The organism is Algoriphagus sp. (assembly GCF_024642405.1).
Lineage (GTDB): Bacteria > Bacteroidota > Bacteroidia > Cytophagales > Cyclobacteriaceae > Algoriphagus.
In genome coordinates this window covers 13,001-32,663 of the sequence record NZ_JAHEBC010000011.1, presented here as the reverse complement: position 1 = coordinate 32,663, position 19,663 = coordinate 13,001, and the positions used below count along the sequence as shown (strand labels likewise).

Sequence of the window (19,663 nt, the reverse complement as noted above, 5' to 3'; positions counted from 1 at the left end):
TAATAGGTTTTTTGAATATAATTTTTACTTACGGGATGGAAACGGCATTTTTTAGATTTGCCACAGGAAAAAACCTTGATCCAAAAAAAGTTTACAATAACTCTCAATCCTTATTATTAACAAGTTCTTTAATTTTAGGCTCCACCATTTATTTAGGAGCACCTTTTTTAGCAGATTGGTTGAACTATCCAAATCAAGCCTATTTATTTAGATGGACAGCATTATTATTGACTTTTGACGCCATCTTGGCAATACCTTTTGCAAAGCTTCGATTAGATAATAAAGCCCTCACATTTGCTAGTGCAAAAATCCTAAACATCTTATTGAATGTGGGATTCAACCTAGTCCTCATCATATTAATTCCTTATTTAATCAGTATTGACTCGTATCAAGAAGAGTTTTTGGGTTATCGAACTGACTGGGGAGTTGAGTATATTTTGTTGGCTAATCTTTTTGCAAATGGATTGATAGTACCATGGGTTTGGTGGAAGGCCGGAATGTTTCAATTCCAATTGGAAAGCGCCATTATCCGTCCCATGTGGAAATACTCATTGCCACTACTATTCATGGGCCTGGCAGGTGTAACAAACGAACTAATTTCCCGCCTTTTATTTGAATACCTACTTCCTGAAAATTTCTTTAATGGACTCTCTAGTAGGGAAGCTGCTGGTGTATTTGGAGCTAATTTTAAGTTGGCAATCTTAATGAATTTGGTAATTCAAGCCTTTAAATACGCAGCTGAGCCATTTTTCTTTAAAAAATCATCTGATAAAAACTCACCTATTTTGTATGCTAAAGTTATGCATGCATTCATCATTTTCTGTACCATTTTAATGATTGCTATTTCGGTAAATCTTCATTGGATTGGCCCCCTATTCCTCAGGAGACCTGGATATGAAGAGGGACTCTTTATAGTACCCATTTTATTGATGGGGTATCTTTTATTAGGAGTTTATTTCAATCTCTCGATTTGGTTCAAAATCACAGATCAGACGAAGTATAGTTTCTGGATTACGCTAATTGGAGCATTGGTTTCTATTGCTATAATTTGGGCATTGGTCCCAATTTGGGGCTATTTAGGAGCATCTTTAAGTACTTTGGGCTGCTACTTAATCATGTGCATTTTATGCTTTGCTTATGGCCAAAAATTTTATCCAATTCCTTATCAAACAGGTCGAGATGTCTTTTTTCTTATTTTGGCATTTGTAATTAGTTACGCGGGTTTTTATTTAGAAATAGGACATCCTGTTCTGAATTTTCTATTTAAAAATAGTTTAATCCTTTTGTTTATCGGCGTTATTTGGATACTGGAAAAAGATCAACTCAAGGCATATTTTAAATCTAATTCAAATACTTAAAAAAATATTTTTCGTCTGTGGGGATCAATTTTGCTAGAAAGTCGTTATTCTGATAACATTCAAATAGACAGAAAGTCATTTGACATATAACCTTACACCAAATACCTGTCAAATTGCATAAAAGGCATTATGTTTGTATCCATTTGTCGAATCCCCTATTATCAGTGATTTTCAAAAAATTCCTTATCATACCAGTTTTTCTGATTTTATTCTCATCGGTTGGGAACGCTCAGGAAAATCTTTCCAAGAAAGAGAGAAAGGCTCAGGAGACTGAGGCAAAAGCCACTCGTTATTTTATTGAAGGTGAAAAATATCTGGTTCTTGGGGAATTAGACAAAGCCTATTTCTATTTGCAGAAGGCATTGGAGTTTTCTCCAGAAGAGGCTGCGATTAATTATAAAATAGCTGAAGTCTTACTACGTGGCAATAAACCTGAAAAAGCGCTCCCTTATGCTGAAAAAGCAACCTATTTAGATATTGAAAATAAATATTATGCTTTAATGGTAGCTGAAATTTATTCGGATCTGAAGCAACCTTTAAAAGCAGCAGAAATCCTTGATAGATTAACCTCTGATGGGGAAAACAATCAGCAATATAATCTTGATTTAGCATCTATTTATTTAGGCGCCGGAGAGTTTGATAAAGCTCTCATTGTTTTAGACCGTGCAGAGGAATACTATGGTGTAATGGAACCCATCACTAATCAAAAACAACGAATTTATCTTAGAAAAAATAATCTTGAAAAGGCAATTGAAGAAGGAAAAAGGTTGATTGAAGCCAAATCAGGTAATCCTGATTATGTTATTAACCTTGTGGAAATACTATATAATAACAACCGATTGGAGGAAGCCCTAAATCTGGTTCAAAGCGAAATCAAGAAGTTTCCAAATCAGCCTGAACTGCACATGGCTGCATACACATTGTTAAAAGAAGAAGGAAATCGTAAAGATTCAGAAAGCTCAATAATCAAAGCGTTTTCGAATCCTGATTTGGACCCAATTGTGGAAGCAAAAGCCTTTGAGGCTATTATGAATGAAATGCAGACTTCTGAAAGAGATTCTTTGTTGGATGAATTAGAATATTTAATGCTCAAAAGTCATCCTCAGGATGCCTCAGTTTTTTCTGTTTTGGGTAAGAGAAGATTAAAAATTGGCAAAAAAGAGGAGGCCTTGGACTACTTCAAAGAATCCTTGTTAATTAACCCAAACAATGCCGAATTATTAGAACAGGTAATTACAAACTCCTTTGGTGAAAATGCAGATTTTTCTGAGGTTGAAAAATTCACCATTATGGGAGTTGATGAATTTCCAGACAAACCTGAGTTTTGGTTTTATGATGGTGTAATAAAAAATGCAGGTAAGAAAGATTCCTTAGCCATTATTTCCCTTGAGAAATCTATGGAATTAAATGCAGGCAAAAACTTAGGTCTTGATCAAGCGATTTATGGAAGTCTGGGGAATGCATATTATAACCTTGGAAAAAAAGATAAAGCGTTCGAGAATTTTGACATGGCGATTAAGCTCAACCCAAATGATGAGCAAGTATTAAATAACTATGCCTATTTTTTATCGATAGAAAAACGTGACTTGGAGAAGGCTAAATCCATGTCTGAAAAAGTTGTTAAAAGATTTCCAAATAATGGCACTTTCCTTGATACACATGCTTGGGTACTGTTCCAAACTGGAGATTATGAAGGTGCAAAAAAATACATGGATCTTGCACTGGAAAATGAAACTGAGCCAAGCGGCGTAATGCTGGAACATTACGGAGATATTTTATACCATTTAGGAGAAAAGTCTGAAGCAATCAGTTATTGGAAAAAGGCCGAAAATAGCCCTGAGGCATCAGATAAACTTCCACAAAAAATTAAAGAAGGAAAATATCATGAATAAGCTTTTTGCAGGATTTTCAATTCTGTTAGTCTTTGGATTTTTATCAAGCTGCGCTAAAAAAAATGTAGTGTACCAAAGCAATGGAAAAATGGAGGATTTTTCTCCTATCTATAATGACTATGGATTTTTAGCCGCGAAAGCTAAAATCGTAATAGAAGAAGAGTCCGGAAAGGTCACGCGTGGTTCATTGAATTTACGGGCAAAAAAAGACAGTATTTTGTGGTTTACTATTTCACCTGGCTTGGGAATGGAAGCTGTTCGGGGTTTAATAACCCAAGATAAAATCCAAATCAAAGATAGAATAGGTAAGGAAGATGTTAATCTTACTTTTGAGGAATTTGAGACCATTTATGGATTAAAATTATCTCTTGATTTATTTCAAAATGTCCTTTGGGCAAACCCTCCTCTTCCATTTGATTATAAAGACAGATTGGTTCGAGTTGGGAAAGCTTTTGAACTTACTCAAGTTAGAGACAAAGTAAGATACTTTAGTAAAGTGGATGTCGGTACTAGAAAAGTTTCAGAATTAGTCAGCAACTCTCTCAACGACAGGGGTTCCTTATTAGCTAGTTTCCCTAATTTTCAGGAGGTTAATTCGCAACCTTTTCCTTTTGAGGTTTTATACAAATTAGCTTATCAATTACCGGAAGGCAGCCAGAACACAATTATTAATATTGAGTGGAATTCGATTGACCCTAATTCTGCACCTTTATCCTTCCCATTCAGATTTTGAATTCAATGAATAGGAAAATCTTAATTATATCATCTATAATTTTTACTTTCTTTTGCCTAATTATCTCCGAACTACCAGCCCAGACAAAAAAGACGAGGGAACAGTTAGAAAGAGAAAAAGCTGAGGTTCAAGAACGGCTGAAAGAATTCGATAAAATATTAAGACAAACAACTGCAATAAAAAAGAATTCTATCGGAGAACTTAATGCTGTAATTAGAAAAGTACAAACCCAATCAAGATTAGTTAATACCTTAGATCGCGAAATAAAACTACTGGATCAGGAAATTCAGGAAACAGAATCCAAAATCAAGAAACTGGAACAGGAACTTAAGGATTTGAAGGCAGAATATGCAAGAATGATCTATAATACTTCTAAGTTAAACCGAGGATTATCAATAGTTTCTTTTGTTTTTAGTTCAGGTAGTTTTAACCAACTATACATGCGTTTAAAGTACCTGAAACAATACACTGATAATCGAAAACAGCAAGCGGAACAAATCGAAAAAGTCAGCATACAATTAGCTGATGAGCAGATTTCTTTGGATGAAAAAAGAGTTGAAAAAGAGAAGGTTCTTGAAGAGGAGAGGAAGGAAAAATTAGCACTTGACCAGGCAAGAAAAGAACAACAAGGAATCGTGAATAATCTTTCAAAAAAAGAAAAGGATATTCAAAAACAGATTGCTGAAACCAAAAAACAACAGGATCAGCTTAACCGTATGATAAAGCAAGTGATCGAAGACGAGATCAGACTTGCTGAAGCAGCTGCTAAAAAATCAAATAGCAATACGACCAAAAGTGCGGGAAGCAGCATGCCTATGACACCAGAAGTCGCTGCCCTTTCTAGCTCATTTGCCGGAAATAAAGGCCGGCTTCCATGGCCAGTAGAGACAGGATTTATTGCTCAAGGATTCGGAACTTACCCTCATCCTACCTTAAAAGGAATTACTATGGATAGTGATGGGATTGATATTCGAACTCAGCCTAATTCAAATATAAGGTCCGTATTTGATGGAACAGTAACTAAAATAACAACCATGCCTGGTTTTGGAGGAACAGTGATTATCAAGCATGGTGAATATTATACCATGTATAGTAAACTTAAAACCATCTCTGTAAAATCGGGGCAAACTGTCAGTTCAAAAGACGTTATTGGACAAGTCGCTAATGGACCAGATGGTCAAGCTGAAGTTCATTTTCAAACATGGAAAGGATTAAACGTAATGGATCCCGCGACTTGGATTACGTCCAAATAGTTTAAATTATCGTATATTTAAAAATAAAGAATAACTCTAGACCGTTTACTTTGTGTAAGCAGATGACAGTTATATCTTTGTAACACATTTACCCTTAAACATAAATCATCATGACTACATTGGGTTTCATTCAAAATATGGGCGGTGGTTCTATAGTATTGATAATACTTGTTATCCTCCTTTTATTTGGTGCTAAAAGAATACCTGAATTAGCTCGCGGTTTAGGCCGTGGTATCAGAGAATTTAAAGACGCAACGAAAGATATTCAGAACGATCTCGAAGAAGGACTGAAAGACAAGAAAAAGTAATCCCTTAAGCCAATAGCTTTGGAAAAATTTATTTCATTCGACGAAATCAAAAAATCGCTCGAAAAAAGGGAAACTAATTGTCGAGAAATCGTCAATCATTATCTTCAAAACATTAAGACGAAGGCGCATTTAAACGCCTTCGTCGAAGTTTATGAGCAATCTGCTTTAGAACAAGCAGGTTTTGTCGATCAAAAACTTTCAGAAGGAAAAGCAGGAAAACTGGCAGGAATGGTAGTTGGTATTAAAGATGTCCTGTGTTATTCCAACCATGAATCCAATGCCTCATCAAAAATCCTTGAAGGTTTTGAGTCCCAATTCACTACCACTGCGATACAAAGATTGATTGATGAAGATGCTATCATCATTGGTAGACTCAATTGCGATGAATTTGGTATGGGCAGTTCTAATGAAAATTCCGCTCATGGTAAAGTATTAAATGCATTAGATGAAAATAGAGTACCTGGAGGATCTTCCGGTGGCTCAGCAGTTGCTGTTCAAGCTAATCTTTGTACCGTTTCTTTAGGTACAGATACAGGTGGATCTGTAAGACAACCTGCTGCATTTACCGGAGTAATTGGCATGAAACCAACTTACTCAAGAATTTCGAGATGGGGTTTAATTGCATATGCATCCTCTTTCGATACAATTGGAACATTTACTAGGAATATCGAAGATGCTGCCCTGTTATTAGAAATAATGGCCGGGCATGATGAATTTGACAGTACCTCTTCAAGGAAACCAGTTCTTCCATTTAGCCAACTTCTTCATTTTGAAAAAAAGGCAAAAGTTGCTTACCTAAAAGAAACAATCGAGTCAGGTTCATTACAAGCTGAAATCAAAACCAATACGCTTTCGGTTTTAGAAAAACTTAAAAATGAAGGACATGAGATTGAGGAAGTTGATTTTCCTCTCTTAGATTATATCCTGCCTACGTATTATATTCTTACTACTGCAGAGGCTTCATCAAATTTATCACGTTTTGATGGTGTTAAATATGGGTATAGAAGCCCAAATGCTCATAATTTAGAAACCATGTATAAACTCACAAGAAGTGAGGGTTTTGGAGAAGAGGTTAAGAGAAGGATAATGCTAGGGACTTTTGTCCTAAGTGCAAGTTATTATGATGCATATTTTACCAAAGCTCAAAAGGTTAGAAGATTAATAAAAGATTTTACTGAAAATCTTTTAAATGATTTTGATTATATTATAATGCCAACTACGCCTTCTACAGCGTTTAAGTTTGGAGAGCATAGCGATGATCCTGTTGCAATGTACTTGGAAGATTTGTTCACAGTACAGGCCTCAGTCTCAGGAGTTCCATCGATATCAATTCCTAACGGAAAAGACATAGACGGAATGCCTATAGGTTTACAGGTGATTTGTAACTCATTTAAAGAAGCTGAATTGTTCGCATTCAGTAATTATCTATGTGAATTTACATCTTAAAAAAGCAACCTAACAATGAATAAAATCTGGAACATTTCTTTCTTACTCGTGATCTTTGCAAGTTTGATACCTTTGTCCCAGGCTTTTTCGCAGGAGGATGACCAGACTCTTGCTAGTACTCCTTTCTCTGAAGAGGAAGTAATTCCTAATTATCATTATGAATATATTCCCGATTTTACTTATGATGAAGTAGAAGAAAGAATTTCCAAAATGGATTCCGAATTAGCTTTTGAGCTAAACGACCGGATTTTTTCATTTATTCAGTATTTCACTGTAAGAAATAGAGACTATACCAGGATGGTTTTAGCTCGTAAAGATCTCTTTTTTGATCTTTTTGATGAAACACTCAAAAAGCATGAAATGCCAGTTGAAATAAAATACCTTTCAATTATTGAATCCGGATTAGACCCTCAGATCAGGTCCCGAGTAGGAGCTGTTGGCTTATGGCAATTTATGCCAGCTACAGGGAGAATGTATAACATGTATGTAAATAGTGAGGTGGATGATCGAATGGATCCCGAAAAATCTACCGATGCAGCTGCTAAATATTTGAAATCCCTTTATCGTATGTTTGGAGACTGGGAAGTAGCTATGGCTGCTTATAATTGCGGACCAGGTAACGTTAGAAAAGCAATTCGAAGATCAGGAGGAAAGAAAACTTTTTGGGGAATATATAATTATCTCCCAAGAGAAACTAGAAGCTATGTACCTCAGGTACAAGCAATGCTTTATATTCTAAATCATTTGGAAGAGCATAATTTAAATTTAGAAGACCCAACTTACTATCAAGTTTCCGAAAAAATTCGATTTGATAGAGCCTTAAATCTAACTAAACTAGCAGAGCTAACTGACTTATGTACCAAGGATTTAGAATCCATAAATCCATCCATCAAGAATGGTAAAGTATCAGAAAGCAATAAAAGTATTGCCCTAAATATCCCAAAATCAAAAGCCTCCTATGTAAAACAGAATTTAGCTTGGTTAAGTGATTCTTTAAATAATTCTCCTACTACATTTCTCACGGATAATGGTAAACTAGTTTTAGAACCTGTCGAAGGTCAAGATGAGGATTTGCAATTAAACGCAATCACCTACAAAGTAAGATCTGGAGATGTTTTGGGTAAAATAGCTTCTGTACATGGGGTGACTGTAACGCAATTAAAATCTTGGAATAATCTTTACTCTAACTTAATCCGGGTAGGTCAAAACTTGACAATCTATTCTGGAAGTACTCAGACAATAGCTGAGACAAGGACAAATTCATCCGGGCAATTGTTATACATCGTACAGCCTGGAGATTCATTGTGGATTATTTCTAAGAAGCATGCCGGTCTTACTATTGAACAGATAAAAAGATTAAACAACTTAAACAGCAACAATATTAAACCCGGTCAAAGGCTTATTATCGGATAAATCCTCGGTTTGTATTGATTTTTTTAGGATTGGAATTTTAACTCCTTTTAAATTTTTAAGTAAACCAGAATCCTTATTTTTAGGTTTGACAAGTGAATCACATAAAAAATTTCATAAGAATATGAGAGCTCTAAAATATATTTTCTTATTAAGTAGTCTTGGTTTTTTCCTCACGGCTTGTGAGAATGATCCAAATCGACCAGATAGTTCTAAACCGAAAGCAAGGGGAACTATCGGTGAAATTATTTTAGTGATAGACTCAGCAAAATGGGCTGGACCTGTAGGTGATGAATTGAAAGACATATTTGAGGCGGATCTACCGGGAATGATTCGTTCTGAATCAAGATTCAAAGTAAATCGAGTAGACCCCAGGGCAATGACTCGTATGCTCAAAATGTCAACAAATCTAATTTATGTCACAACTTTTGACGATAAAGGAGCTGCAAGCCAGGTTATAAATTCACAGTTTTCTAAAGAATCAAAAGAAAAGGCCCAAGCAGACCCGTCTCTTTACACATTGCGAATGGAAGATGAATATGCGATTGGACAAGAAGTCCTATATCTTTTTGGAAATAATGAAGAGCAACTTGTTGCCAACCTAAGGAAGAACAAAGCTAGATTAATTAATCTTTTTGAAGTTAGAGAGCGAGGAAGATTGGAGAAAATAATTCTCGCCAGAAAAAATAGTGCTGCTTCAGCAGAAACTAAAAAGAACCTGGGAATTGATGTAAACGTACCAGCCTCTTATCAAGTAGCTAAAAGTAAGCCAGGATTTGTTTGGCTAAGACAACCCACTCCCACTGCAAATAGAGCGGATATAAGCCTATTTTTTTATGAAACAAATTATACCAGCGAGGAGCAAACTTTCCCTGAAAACATCGTAAAGCTTAGAGATGAGATTACACGACAAGAGATTTTTGGGGATCCTGATGACCCAACTTCTTTTATGGTTTCGGAAAAACAAATCCCTCCAGCTTTCCGAAACATGGTGATAAATGATAATTTTACAACAGAAATTAGGGGCTCCTGGAAAACTAACAATTTGAGCATGGGAGGAACCTATTTAGGGTACATCATGGTCGATGAAAAGAAAGGTAAATTGTATTATTTGGAAGGTTTTGTTTTCTATCCAAACGAAGTTCATAGAGATGCTCTTCGAGAAATAGAAACCATACTTTTAAATACTGATGTTAGTTGGACGGAAGAGCAGGGGTCCTGACCCAAACTAACTTAAAGCTTTTATGGCAATTAAAATTCGTAAAGAGGACGCACTCAATTATCATACGCAAGGAACACCCGGGAAAATTGAGGTGATTCCAACCAAGCCTCTTTCAAGTCAAATGGATTTGGCATTAGCCTATTCCCCAGGTGTCGCTGAGCCCTGTAAAGAAATATCAGCTGATGTAGAAAATGTTTATAAATACACAGCAAAGGGTAATCTTGTCGGAGTAATTTCCAATGGAACTGCCGTTTTAGGACTAGGTGACATAGGTCCAGAGGCTTCAAAACCCGTCATGGAAGGAAAAGGTGTGCTTTTTAAGAAATTTGCAGGTATTGATGTTTTTGATATTGAGATCAATGAAAAGGATCCGAAAAAGCTGATTCAGATTATTAAATCTCTCGAACCTACTTTCGGGGGAATTAATCTGGAGGATATCAAAGCACCAGAATGTTTTGAAATTGAAGAGACTTTAAAAAGAGAAATGAAAATTCCTGTCATGCATGACGATCAGCATGGCACAGCTATCATCTCAGGGGCAGCGTTATTAAATGCTCTAGAATTAGTAAACAAAGATATCAGCGAAATTTCTCTTGTGGTAAATGGTGCCGGTGCAGCAGCAATTTCTTGTACAAGATTTTATGTTTCATTAGGCATTAAAAAGGAAAACATTGTTTTATGTGACAAAGACGGTATTTTAAGGTCCGACAGAACAGATTTAGATGATATCAGAAGAGAATTTAGTACTGATCGGGATTTAAATACGCTTAGTGATGCATTAGCTGGAGCAGATGTATTTTTAGGACTTTCCGCAGGTAATATCGTAAGTCAAGATCAATTAAGATTAATGGCAAAAAACCCAATTGTTTTTGCCTTAGCCAATCCGGACCCAGAAATTGGATATGATCAGGCAATTGCTGCTAGAGAGGACCTAATTATGGCTACCGGTCGCTCAGATCATCCAAATCAGGTTAATAATGTTTTAGGCTTTCCTTATATTTTTAGAGGAGCTTTAGATATAAGAGCGACTGCAATTACAGAAGAAATGAAACTTGCTGCGGCTCATGCTATCGCAAAGCTTGCAAAAGAACCCGTTCCTGACATAGTTAACAAAGCTTATGGTGAAGATAAGCTTGGCTTCGGAAGATTCTATTTGATTCCAAAACCATTAGACCCACGATTAATAACCACCATTGCACCTGCAGTTGCGAAAGCAGCAATGGAATCTGGAGTTGCAAAAAAACCTATCCTAGACTGGGAGGCTTATGAACTTGAACTACAGGAAAGAATTGGAATTGATCAAAGATTGATGTCTGTGGTAATTGCTAGGGCGAAGAAAGATCCAAAGCGAGTAGTATTTGCCGAAGCTGATAATCGAAAAATATTAAAGGCTGCACAGATTATTAGAGATGAAAAAATAGCCATCCCGATCTTACTTGGAAATAAAGAAAGAATATTAACCTTGATTGAGGAAAACTCTTTGGATCTTCAAAATGTAACGATCATTGACCCACTTGAAGACACTCAAAAACTTTCTCAATTTGCGGGGATTCTCTTCAAAAAACGTCAAAGAAAAGGTATGACCTATGGCGATGCTGAAAGATTAGTGACCCAGCGTAACTATTTTGGCGCAATGATGGTGGAAACTGGACTTGCTGATGCTTTTATTTCCGGACTTACCAGAGATTATCCTAAAACTGTACTGCCTTCCTTGCACACAATCGGTGTAAGACCAGGAACAAAACGTGTGACTGGTATGTATATCATGAATACAGATAAAGGACCATACTTTTTTGCAGATGCAACTGTAAACCTAAATCCGACTGCTGAAGAATTAGTAGAAATTATTGGACTAACGGCTGAAGCTGTAAAATTCTTTAATATTGAACCACGGATCGCAGTACTTTCATATTCGAATTTCGGATCCGCAAAAGGGGATATTCCTGATAAAATGGCAAAAGCTACAGCCATGGCAAAAGAAAAATATCCCGAGTTGATCATAGAAGGCGAAATGCAAGCAAATGTTGCACTCAATGATGGAATTCAAAAGGAAATGTATCCTTTTTCAAAATTGATAAATAAAAGAGCAAACACGCTTATTTTCCCTGATTTGAGTTCCGGAAATATTGCATATAAATTACTTGCTGAACTAGGAAATGCAGAGGCTATAGGCCCTATTTTGTTAGGGATGAATAAACCTGTTCATATTCTTCAATTAGGAAGTTCAATAAGAGAAATCGTTAACATGGTAGCTGTAGCTGTCGTTGACGCCCAATCTGCTCAGAATTTATGATAGATTATCTAAGTGGAAAATTAGTATTCAAAGATCCTACTTACGTCATAATTGATGTTGGAGGAATTGGATACCATGTAAAAACATCACTCCAGACATATAGTAAAATAAAGGATGAGGAACTGATCAAGCTCCTCACCTTTCTTCATATAAAAGAGGATGCGCATACGCTATATGGATTCAAAGAAGAGGATGAGAAAAGACTTTTTTTACTATTAATATCCATCAATGGTGTCGGCCCAAATACGGGACTGATGATTCTATCATCTTTAAGTACGGAGGAGATTGAACAGGCAATCTTGTCTGGAGATGTTGCTACTATCCAGCATGTTAAAGGAATAGGGGCCAAAACTGCCCAGCGTATTATTCTGGAATTAAAAGACAAAGTTGGGAAGACTTCTGGATCTGACTCTTCGAATACTCAATTTGGTTTCCTAAAATCCGACAATAAAGTCCGTGAGGAAGCGTTGAAAGCTTTAATAACTCTCGGTTTTCCAAAGGCAGCCGCAGAAAAAAACATCTCCGCTGTAATGAAAAAAACCACCAGAGAAATTTCTTTAGAAGAATTAATTAAAGCATCTTTAAAGACACCATAATTTGAAGCTGCATTGAACTTTCGGAAGTTACTGACTTTTTGCAGGAGGAGGTATTTCGGTGGTTTGCCCAAATACCTGTTTCTGTTTGGGTTTATTTTTGCCTTTTATACTTCCCAGGCACAACAAACCGTTACTGATAGCCTCCAATTGCGAATCGATTCTCTAAATAATAGGAGAATGGCACCTTCATTTTTGCTTTGGCAAAATATGAGGACAAATCCTCTATACCCTTTCCGAAACCCATTTATTACCCCAATTTCACCTTTTTTACCTTCTCCCCTCACGAATCAAAATGTGCAGGTTTTGGTTGATTCAACTCTCAGATACAACATCGTAGAAGAACTAGACAGTTCAAGAGTCGGGAATGAACAGGAATATGATTTTGAGGAATTTTCCAAAATCCAAGAATATAAGGTCCGGCAAGAATACTGGAGAAGCAGATCAAGAGGTGGTGATGGAGAAAGTGCAGTAGAAGGTAGAGGTCTAATTCCTCCATTGACTGTAAGCCCATCTTTTGATAGGATTTTTGGTGGAAGCGAAATAAATATTGTCCCCACAGGATATGTAAATCTAGATTTTGGTGCAATTTTTAGAAGGATAGATAATCCAACCTTACCGATTCGTCAACAACAAAATGGCGGTTTTAATTTTGACCAACAAATCCAAATGGCGGTCAATGGATCTCTCGGAGAGAAGATGAAAATCGGGGCAAATTTTGACTCAAACAATTCATTTGACTTTCAGAATCAACTTAAAGTAGAATATAATGGATTCGAAGAGGACATTATTAAATCAATTGAAATCGGAAATGTCAGTATGCCTGTTCAAAACAGGTTAATTCAAGGAGCACAAAATCTTTTTGGGGTTAAAACCCAGATGCAATTTGGTAAAATGAATGTTACAGCGGTTGCTTCTACCCAAAGAGGAAGGAGAGATCAATTAATCATCGATGCCAACGGCCAGGGACGTTCCTTTGACATTCAAGCTTCCAAATATGATGAAAACCGACATTTCTTTTTAGCACATTTCTTCCGTGATAATTATGAAAGGTGGCTAAGAGGTCTTCCCCAAGTATTATCGGGTGTAAATGTGACAAGAATTGAGGTTTATATCATGAACCGGGCTTCTAATACTGAAACGCTCCGGAATTTCGCTGCTTTCATGGACCTTGGGGAAGGGCAGGTTTTATTAAACCCTAATAACCCCAATATAGGACAAGGAACACCAGGAGCCCCAGCTTCAAATGGTGCCAATAATCTATTTGGAAATATATCCCAAAATCCAAGTTTTAGACCATTTGACACAGGCTCAAGAGCGATGGAATCGAGTCTTGGAATTAGAAAAGGGGTTGATTTTGAACAAATTAACGGTTCAAGAAAACTTAATGCAACTGAGTTTTATTTCAATGCTCAATTAGGTTATCTCTCTCTTTTCCGAAAACTCCAAAACGATGAAGTTCTTGCAGTTTCTTTTGAATACACATATAACGGTCAAGTTTATAAAGTGGGTGAACTCACCGAAGATTATCAAAATCGACAAGAAGATGAATTGATCTTCCTGAAGTTATTACGCCCTGCCAGAATCAATCCAAGAGTTCCTACTTGGGATCTGATGATGAAAAATGTTTACAATCTTAATGCAAATCAATTATTAAGAGAGGGATTCCAACTTCAGGTTATTTATCGAGATGATCGAACAGGATTAGATAACCCATCACTTCTCGAAGGAGAAAATGTGAAAGATAAGCCTTTGATTCGATTAACTGGCTTAGATAATTTAAATCCACAAAATGATCCAGCTCCTGATGGGAACTTTGATTATGTAGAAGGTTTAACAATTCTCTCTGATCGAGGTCTGTTAGTATTTCCAGTTTTGGAACCATTTGGTTCTAATCTTGAAAAAAACTTCCTCCCAGGAGAAATAGTCCTGAAAGATAAATACGTTTATGACACGCTTTATCGAACGACTCAGGCTGATGCAGAATTGGTGACCCGTTTGAACAAATACTTTATTAAAGGAAGGTTAACTGCAGGCTCTGCTTCAGAAATTCAATTACCCGGATTGAATATTTCACCAGGATCAGTAATAGTACAGGCAGGAAATATTCCGTTAACTGAAGGGGTTGATTTTACTATCGACTACAATGTTGGAAGGTTAGTAATTATAAATGATGCCATTCTTCAGTCTGGTAAACAGATTTCGGTCAGTTTCGAAAAAGCCGATTTGGTTTCCTTTCAAACAAGAAGTCTTTTGGGTACAAGATTGGATTACTTGTTTAGTGATAAATTTAACCTTGGAGGAACATTCTTGTACTTGAATGAAAGACCAAACGTAACTCGAATAGCCACTGGAAATGAAACATTGAGAAATAGTCTTTGGGGTCTGGATGCAAATTTCGCAGATGAATCAAGATGGTTGACAAAATTGGCTGATGCCCTACCATTTACAGACACTAAAGAAACATCTGTAATTCAAATGAGTGGAGAGTTTGCTCATTTGATACCCGGAACTTCTAATCAAGTAGATGGAGATCAAGCATCTTATATTGATGATTTCGAGGCAGCCGTCACTCCATTTAATTTAGGAGGGGCCGCAAATCAAAATTGGAAGTTAGCCTCTACACCAGCTACAGAGGATGATCGATTTGACTTGAGTAATCAAACAGAAGATTTATTGGGTGCTACTTACAGAAGAGCAAGATTAGCTTGGTATAATATCGACAATATTTTTTATCGAGAAAGTGGCCCCGGCGTACCTTCAAACATTACCAGGGAAGATAGACGAAATCATTATGTGCGTCGAGTTGTACCCCAAGAAATTTTTCCTCAACAAGATCGAACGGTAATAATTACACCTGAACCATTATTCGAACTGGCTTATTTCCCAAGTGAAAGAGGTATGTATAATTACAATACCAACCTTACATTCGATGGCCTTTTACCAAACCCAAGGCTGAATTACGGTGGTGTAACAAGAGCTATTACAACAGAAGTTGATTTTGACCGAACAAATATAGAATATATAGAATTCTGGCTCTTAGATCCTTTTATCGAAGGGGAAAACGGAAGAGTACTTGATGGGATTTTTAATGAAAACAATACCACAGGAGGTAAGCTATTTCTAAACCTAGGTGATATTTCTGAAGACGTCATGAAAGATGGTAGACATGCTTTTGAGAATGGCCTTCCGGCAGATGGTGATCCTGGTGAGACATCTACTAACGAATGGGGTAGAATCACTAGAGAACAATATCTTTTGCCTGCATTTGACAATTCAGAATCCTCTAGAGAAAATCAGGATGTTGGGTTAGACGGATTGAGAAATGAACTTGAACCTCAGTTTTTTGAGTCTAGGTTTTTGAACAGATTAAACGTATCTCCAGAAGCAAGAAATAGAATCAACCAAGATGTATCCGCTGACTTTTTCCAATATTATTTAGATGAGAATTTCGATCAGCAAAATGCTAAAATTCTTGAGCGGTACAAAAAATTTAACGGAATGGAGAGAAATACTCCCGTTACTGCTAACCAAAACCTACCTTACACTCCTTCTGGTTCAAATAATCCTGATAATGAGGATCTTAATACAGATAATACTATCAATGAGCTGGAAAATTATTACGAATATCAAATTGATTTAGAACCTGGGAATTTAATAGTAGGTCAAAACTATATCGTAGATAAAGTAACTCATAATGAAGCCGGCGAGAGTGTTGATTGGTATCTGTTTAGAATTCCTGTGAGACAGCCTGATCGAGTTCAAGGTGATATTACTGGATTTAAATCTATCAGGTGGATGAGAACGTATCTGACTGATTTCGAGCAGCCGGTTGTCTTGAGGATGGCGAACTTCAGAATGATTGGCAGCCAGTGGCGAGTTTTTCAGGAATCACTTTTTGATAGAGGCCTTTTCGAAATTCCAGAACCAGATGTATCAAATGTAAAAGTTGATGTAGTTGGAATAGAACAAAATAGTCAGGGAAGTGCGACTCAAAGTCCATATGTTTTACCTCCAGGCATTAACAGGGACCGAGATAATACTTCCACCGTCGAAAGAAGGCTAAATGAACAATCGCTTCGAATCTGTGTAGAAGATCTAGCCCCCCATGATGCCAGAGGTGTTTTCAGAAATATCACCCAGGATTTGGTTCAGTTTGAAAGAATCAAAATGTTCCTTCATGCCGATTCGGAGGATGCAATGGACGGAGAAATCACAGCTTTTTTAAGAATGGGTACAGATTATACGGACAATTATTATGAGATCGAAGTCCCTCTAATCATCACTCCAAAAGGGACTAGAGATCCAAGACAAATTTGGCCACTCGAAAATGAAATCGATATTGCCATTCAGGAAATCGTGGGGGTAAAAGTGGAAAGAGACAATAATCAAGTTCCTCTAAACCTTCCCTTTTCTCAGCAAATCAGGCAATATAAAGTTACCGTGGTAGGTAGACCTGAGCTGAGTCTTATCCAAGGGATGATGATTGGCGCGAGGAACCCCGGAGATACTGGTGGTTCTAGCAAAAGCATTTGTATTTGGGCAAATGAGCTACGAGTTACTGGATTTACCAAATCAAATGGCTGGGCTGCAAATGCCTTATTAAATGCTAAAATTGCAGACGTGGCGGTAGTTTCTGCCTCTATTAGACACAATTCAATCGGTTTTGGAGGTTTGGAAACCAGACTTTCGGAAAGAGCTCGTCAATCAACCACCCAATATGACATTTCTACTAATGTAGATGTGCATAAACTTTTGCCTGCTCAGTTAGGAGTTAGTATCCCCATGTATTTTAGCATTGAAAATTCTTCAACAAGACCTGAATATGACCCTCTAAATCCTGACGTCCCCTTTGAAGTTGCTTTAGGAAAATTTGAAACAAATGCTCAAAGAGATGCCTACCGAAATATTGCACTAGATCAGTTGAATCGGAAAAATATAAGTTTCAATAATGTCAGAAAATTAAAAACTAATCCTGATGCAAAAAGTAGATTTTATGATTTAAGTAATTTATCTTTTTCTTATGCTTACGGAACTGTTAAACAGACAAATGCCCAAATTCAGGATTATAATTTTAAGACCTACAAAGGAAATATAACTTATAGTTTTCAGCCAGAACCATTATCTATAGAACCCTTTAAAAATAGTAAATGGCTGGATTCACCTCATCTAAGACTGATTAAAGATTTTAATCTAAATCTTGCCCCTACCCTAGTTTTGGCAAGGGTGGATATTGATAGAAGGTTCCTTCGGTCTCAATATCGAAACGATCAACTTAGCACTTCAGGTGTGGATCCACTCTTCCAGAAAAGCTATTTTATGAACCGATCTTACGCGGTAAATTGGGATCTAACCAGAAACTTAAGAGTTGATTACTCCTCAAGAATAATGGCTGTAATAGATGAGCCAGAAGGAGATTTAGATTCAGAGGCAAAACAAGATTCAGTTAAAAGTAACTTTTGGCGATTTGGTCGAAAAACCAATTACAATCATTCTATTAACCTGAATTACACTATTCCTTTTGACAAATCCCCAATTACTGACTGGATTAGAGCAGATTATAAATATGGGGCTAGTTATACCTGGCAAACTGGAGCAATCGGGCAGAAAGACACGCTTGGAAATGTAATCCAAAATACGAGAGATCAATCAATTACGGGGAAGCTAGATTTGATCAAACTTTATAATAAGAATAAAAAACTAGCTGCTTTAAATGCTCCAAAAAGACCTTCGATTCCCGGTCGTGAAAGCTTGACTCCTGAGGACACAATAGGTACGCCATTCAGCAATAAGCTTTTTAAAATGTTGATGATGGTAAAAGAAATAACCTTTAATTATGGTTTAGTAGAAGGAACATTCTTACCTGGTTATTTACCAAATACTGGCTTATTGGGAATGGACAGAGCATTTGAAAATCCTGGTCTGGCATTTCTTTTTGGTAGCCAAGATCCCATGATCCGATATAACCTTGCCAATAGTGGTTTTATGGCTCCAAGTTCAGAACTCACCCAACCTTTCACCCAAAATAGAGCTATGAATTTGAGGTTAGGAAGTTTAATTGAACCTTTCCCTGATTTCAGAATTACCCTTAATGCCACTAAACGTGAAACTGGAGACTACCAGGAAATTTTCAGAACTTCCATAGATAATCCTGGGGAATACACTTCTATCAGTCCAAATAGACTTGGAGCTTATAGTATAACAACCATCATGATCGGTACATCATTTGCAATGGATGATATGGAAAACAATTCTCCTTTATTTGCTGATTTCGAAAATAATAGATCAATTATAAAAAGTAGATTGGATTCCGATAATCCTTCGAGGGGTGAGTACTCAATTAACGGGCAAGACGTATTAATCCCATCATTTTTGGCAGCATATAGAGGTAAAGATCCTTCTGAAACAAAATTAAATCCATTCCCAAAAACGCCCCTTCCTAATTGGAGAATAGAATACCGGGGACTTTCCAGATTAAAAGGTTTGAGTGAATTGTTTAGCAGTATTAACATCTTACATGGTTATACATCCACATACGATGCCAGTAACTTCTCAAATTCACTTCAATATCAGCAAGGATTAGAGCTTTATAATAATTTGCAAAGAATTCCAACTCCAAACATTACAAATGATGATGGCCAATTCATCCCAATCTATGTCTTAAATCAGGTTGTTTTGACAGAAAGGTTTTCTCCATTAATCGGAGTGGATTTATTGACAAAAGACCGGTTAAATATTGCTATTCAGTATAATAAAGAGCGGAATCTTGGGTTGAATTTTTCAAACTCGCAAGTAACTGAACAAAGAAGTAATGATTTTGGGATAAATATTGGTTATACAAAAGCTGGAGTTAAAATTCCTTTTAAAATCAGAGGTCAACAAAAAGTACTTAAAAATGACCTGACTTTCAGATTAGATACCAAGGTAGTGGATACAAGGCAAGTCCAAAGAAAAATAGAAGAGGGAAGTACAATTACAAATGGAAATTTAAATATTCAGATCAGGCCAACTGTTGGTTATTTAATTAATCAAAATCTTAGTATTACTCTTTATTTTGATAGAACAATTAACGATCCGAGAGTTACTACAGCTTATAGAAGATCATCCACAGCATTTGGAGGTCAATTAAGATTTAATTTGTCTCAATAGATTTTA

Annotated in this window: 11 protein-coding genes; all 11 read left to right on the top strand. The window is 36.6% G+C overall.

Features of this window, described 5'->3' with window-relative positions; translation table 11 throughout:
• A partial coding sequence (locus Q0L68_RS01895; protein WP_296698609.1) for a polysaccharide biosynthesis C-terminal domain-containing protein occupies positions 1-1,358 on the top strand: 1,358 nt, incomplete at its 5' end.
• A 164-nt stretch (positions 1,359-1,522) separates the two neighbouring features.
• Positions 1,523-3,250, top strand: coding sequence for a tetratricopeptide repeat protein (locus Q0L68_RS01890; RefSeq protein ID WP_296698607.1), 1,728 nt, complete (start codon positions 1,523-1,525; stop codon positions 3,248-3,250).
• Positions 3,243-3,983: a DUF4292 domain-containing protein gene (locus tag Q0L68_RS01885; RefSeq protein WP_296698605.1), complete on the top strand. Its 741-nt coding sequence runs from the start codon at positions 3,243-3,245 to the stop codon at positions 3,981-3,983. The genes Q0L68_RS01890 and Q0L68_RS01885 overlap by 8 nt, the downstream gene beginning before the upstream one ends.
• A 5-nt stretch (positions 3,984-3,988) precedes the next feature.
• Positions 3,989-5,236, top strand: a complete 1,248-nt coding sequence (locus Q0L68_RS01880; RefSeq protein ID WP_296698603.1) for a peptidoglycan DD-metalloendopeptidase family protein — start codon at positions 3,989-3,991, stop codon at positions 5,234-5,236.
• A 110-nt stretch (positions 5,237-5,346) separates the two neighbouring features.
• Positions 5,347-5,544: a twin-arginine translocase TatA/TatE family subunit gene (locus Q0L68_RS01875; RefSeq protein WP_184492828.1), complete on the top strand. Its 198-nt coding sequence runs from the start codon at positions 5,347-5,349 to the stop codon at positions 5,542-5,544.
• 18 nt (positions 5,545-5,562) lie between these two features.
• A complete protein-coding gene (gene gatA, locus Q0L68_RS01870) occupies positions 5,563-6,990 on the top strand; it encodes an Asp-tRNA(Asn)/Glu-tRNA(Gln) amidotransferase subunit GatA (protein WP_296698595.1) in 1,428 nt (475 codons plus the stop codon).
• Between the two features lie 15 nt (positions 6,991-7,005).
• Positions 7,006-8,403, top strand: a complete 1,398-nt coding sequence (locus tag Q0L68_RS01865; RefSeq protein WP_296698591.1) for a transglycosylase SLT domain-containing protein — start codon at positions 7,006-7,008, stop codon at positions 8,401-8,403.
• 121 nt (positions 8,404-8,524) lie between these two features.
• Positions 8,525-9,622, top strand: coding sequence for a DUF4837 family protein (locus tag Q0L68_RS01860; protein WP_296698587.1), 1,098 nt, complete (start codon positions 8,525-8,527; stop codon positions 9,620-9,622).
• A gap of 22 nt (positions 9,623-9,644) precedes the next feature.
• A complete protein-coding gene (locus tag Q0L68_RS01855) occupies positions 9,645-11,915 on the top strand; it encodes an NADP-dependent malic enzyme (protein WP_296698584.1) in 2,271 nt (756 codons plus the stop codon).
• Positions 11,912-12,511 carry a Holliday junction branch migration protein RuvA gene (gene ruvA / locus Q0L68_RS01850; RefSeq protein ID WP_296698581.1) on the top strand — a complete coding sequence of 200 codons (600 nt, stop codon included), beginning with the start codon at positions 11,912-11,914 and terminating at the stop codon, positions 12,509-12,511. The genes Q0L68_RS01855 and ruvA overlap by 4 nt, the downstream gene beginning before the upstream one ends.
• A gap of 177 nt (positions 12,512-12,688) precedes the next feature.
• Entirely contained in the window at positions 12,689-19,657 is a 6,969-nt protein-coding gene (sprA, locus tag Q0L68_RS01845) for a cell surface protein SprA (protein ID WP_296698578.1), read from the top strand.
• Positions 19,658-19,663 lie beyond the last annotated feature (6 nt).

Coding starts and splice junctions, on each gene's coding strand:
- Q0L68_RS01885 (WP_296698605.1), top strand. CDS start 3,243: ATGAATAAGCTTTTTGCAGGATTTTCAATTCTGTTAGTCTTTGGATTT.
- Q0L68_RS01880 (WP_296698603.1), top strand. CDS start 3,989: ATGAATAGGAAAATCTTAATTATATCATCTATAATTTTTACTTTCTTT.
- Q0L68_RS01875 (WP_184492828.1), top strand. CDS start 5,347: ATGACTACATTGGGTTTCATTCAAAATATGGGCGGTGGTTCTATAGTA.
- Q0L68_RS01865 (WP_296698591.1), top strand. CDS start 7,006: ATGAATAAAATCTGGAACATTTCTTTCTTACTCGTGATCTTTGCAAGT.
- Q0L68_RS01860 (WP_296698587.1), top strand. CDS start 8,525: ATGAGAGCTCTAAAATATATTTTCTTATTAAGTAGTCTTGGTTTTTTC.
- Q0L68_RS01855 (WP_296698584.1), top strand. CDS start 9,645: ATGGCAATTAAAATTCGTAAAGAGGACGCACTCAATTATCATACGCAA.
- ruvA (WP_296698581.1), top strand. CDS start 11,912: ATGATAGATTATCTAAGTGGAAAATTAGTATTCAAAGATCCTACTTAC.
- sprA (WP_296698578.1), top strand. CDS start 12,689: ATGGCACCTTCATTTTTGCTTTGGCAAAATATGAGGACAAATCCTCTA.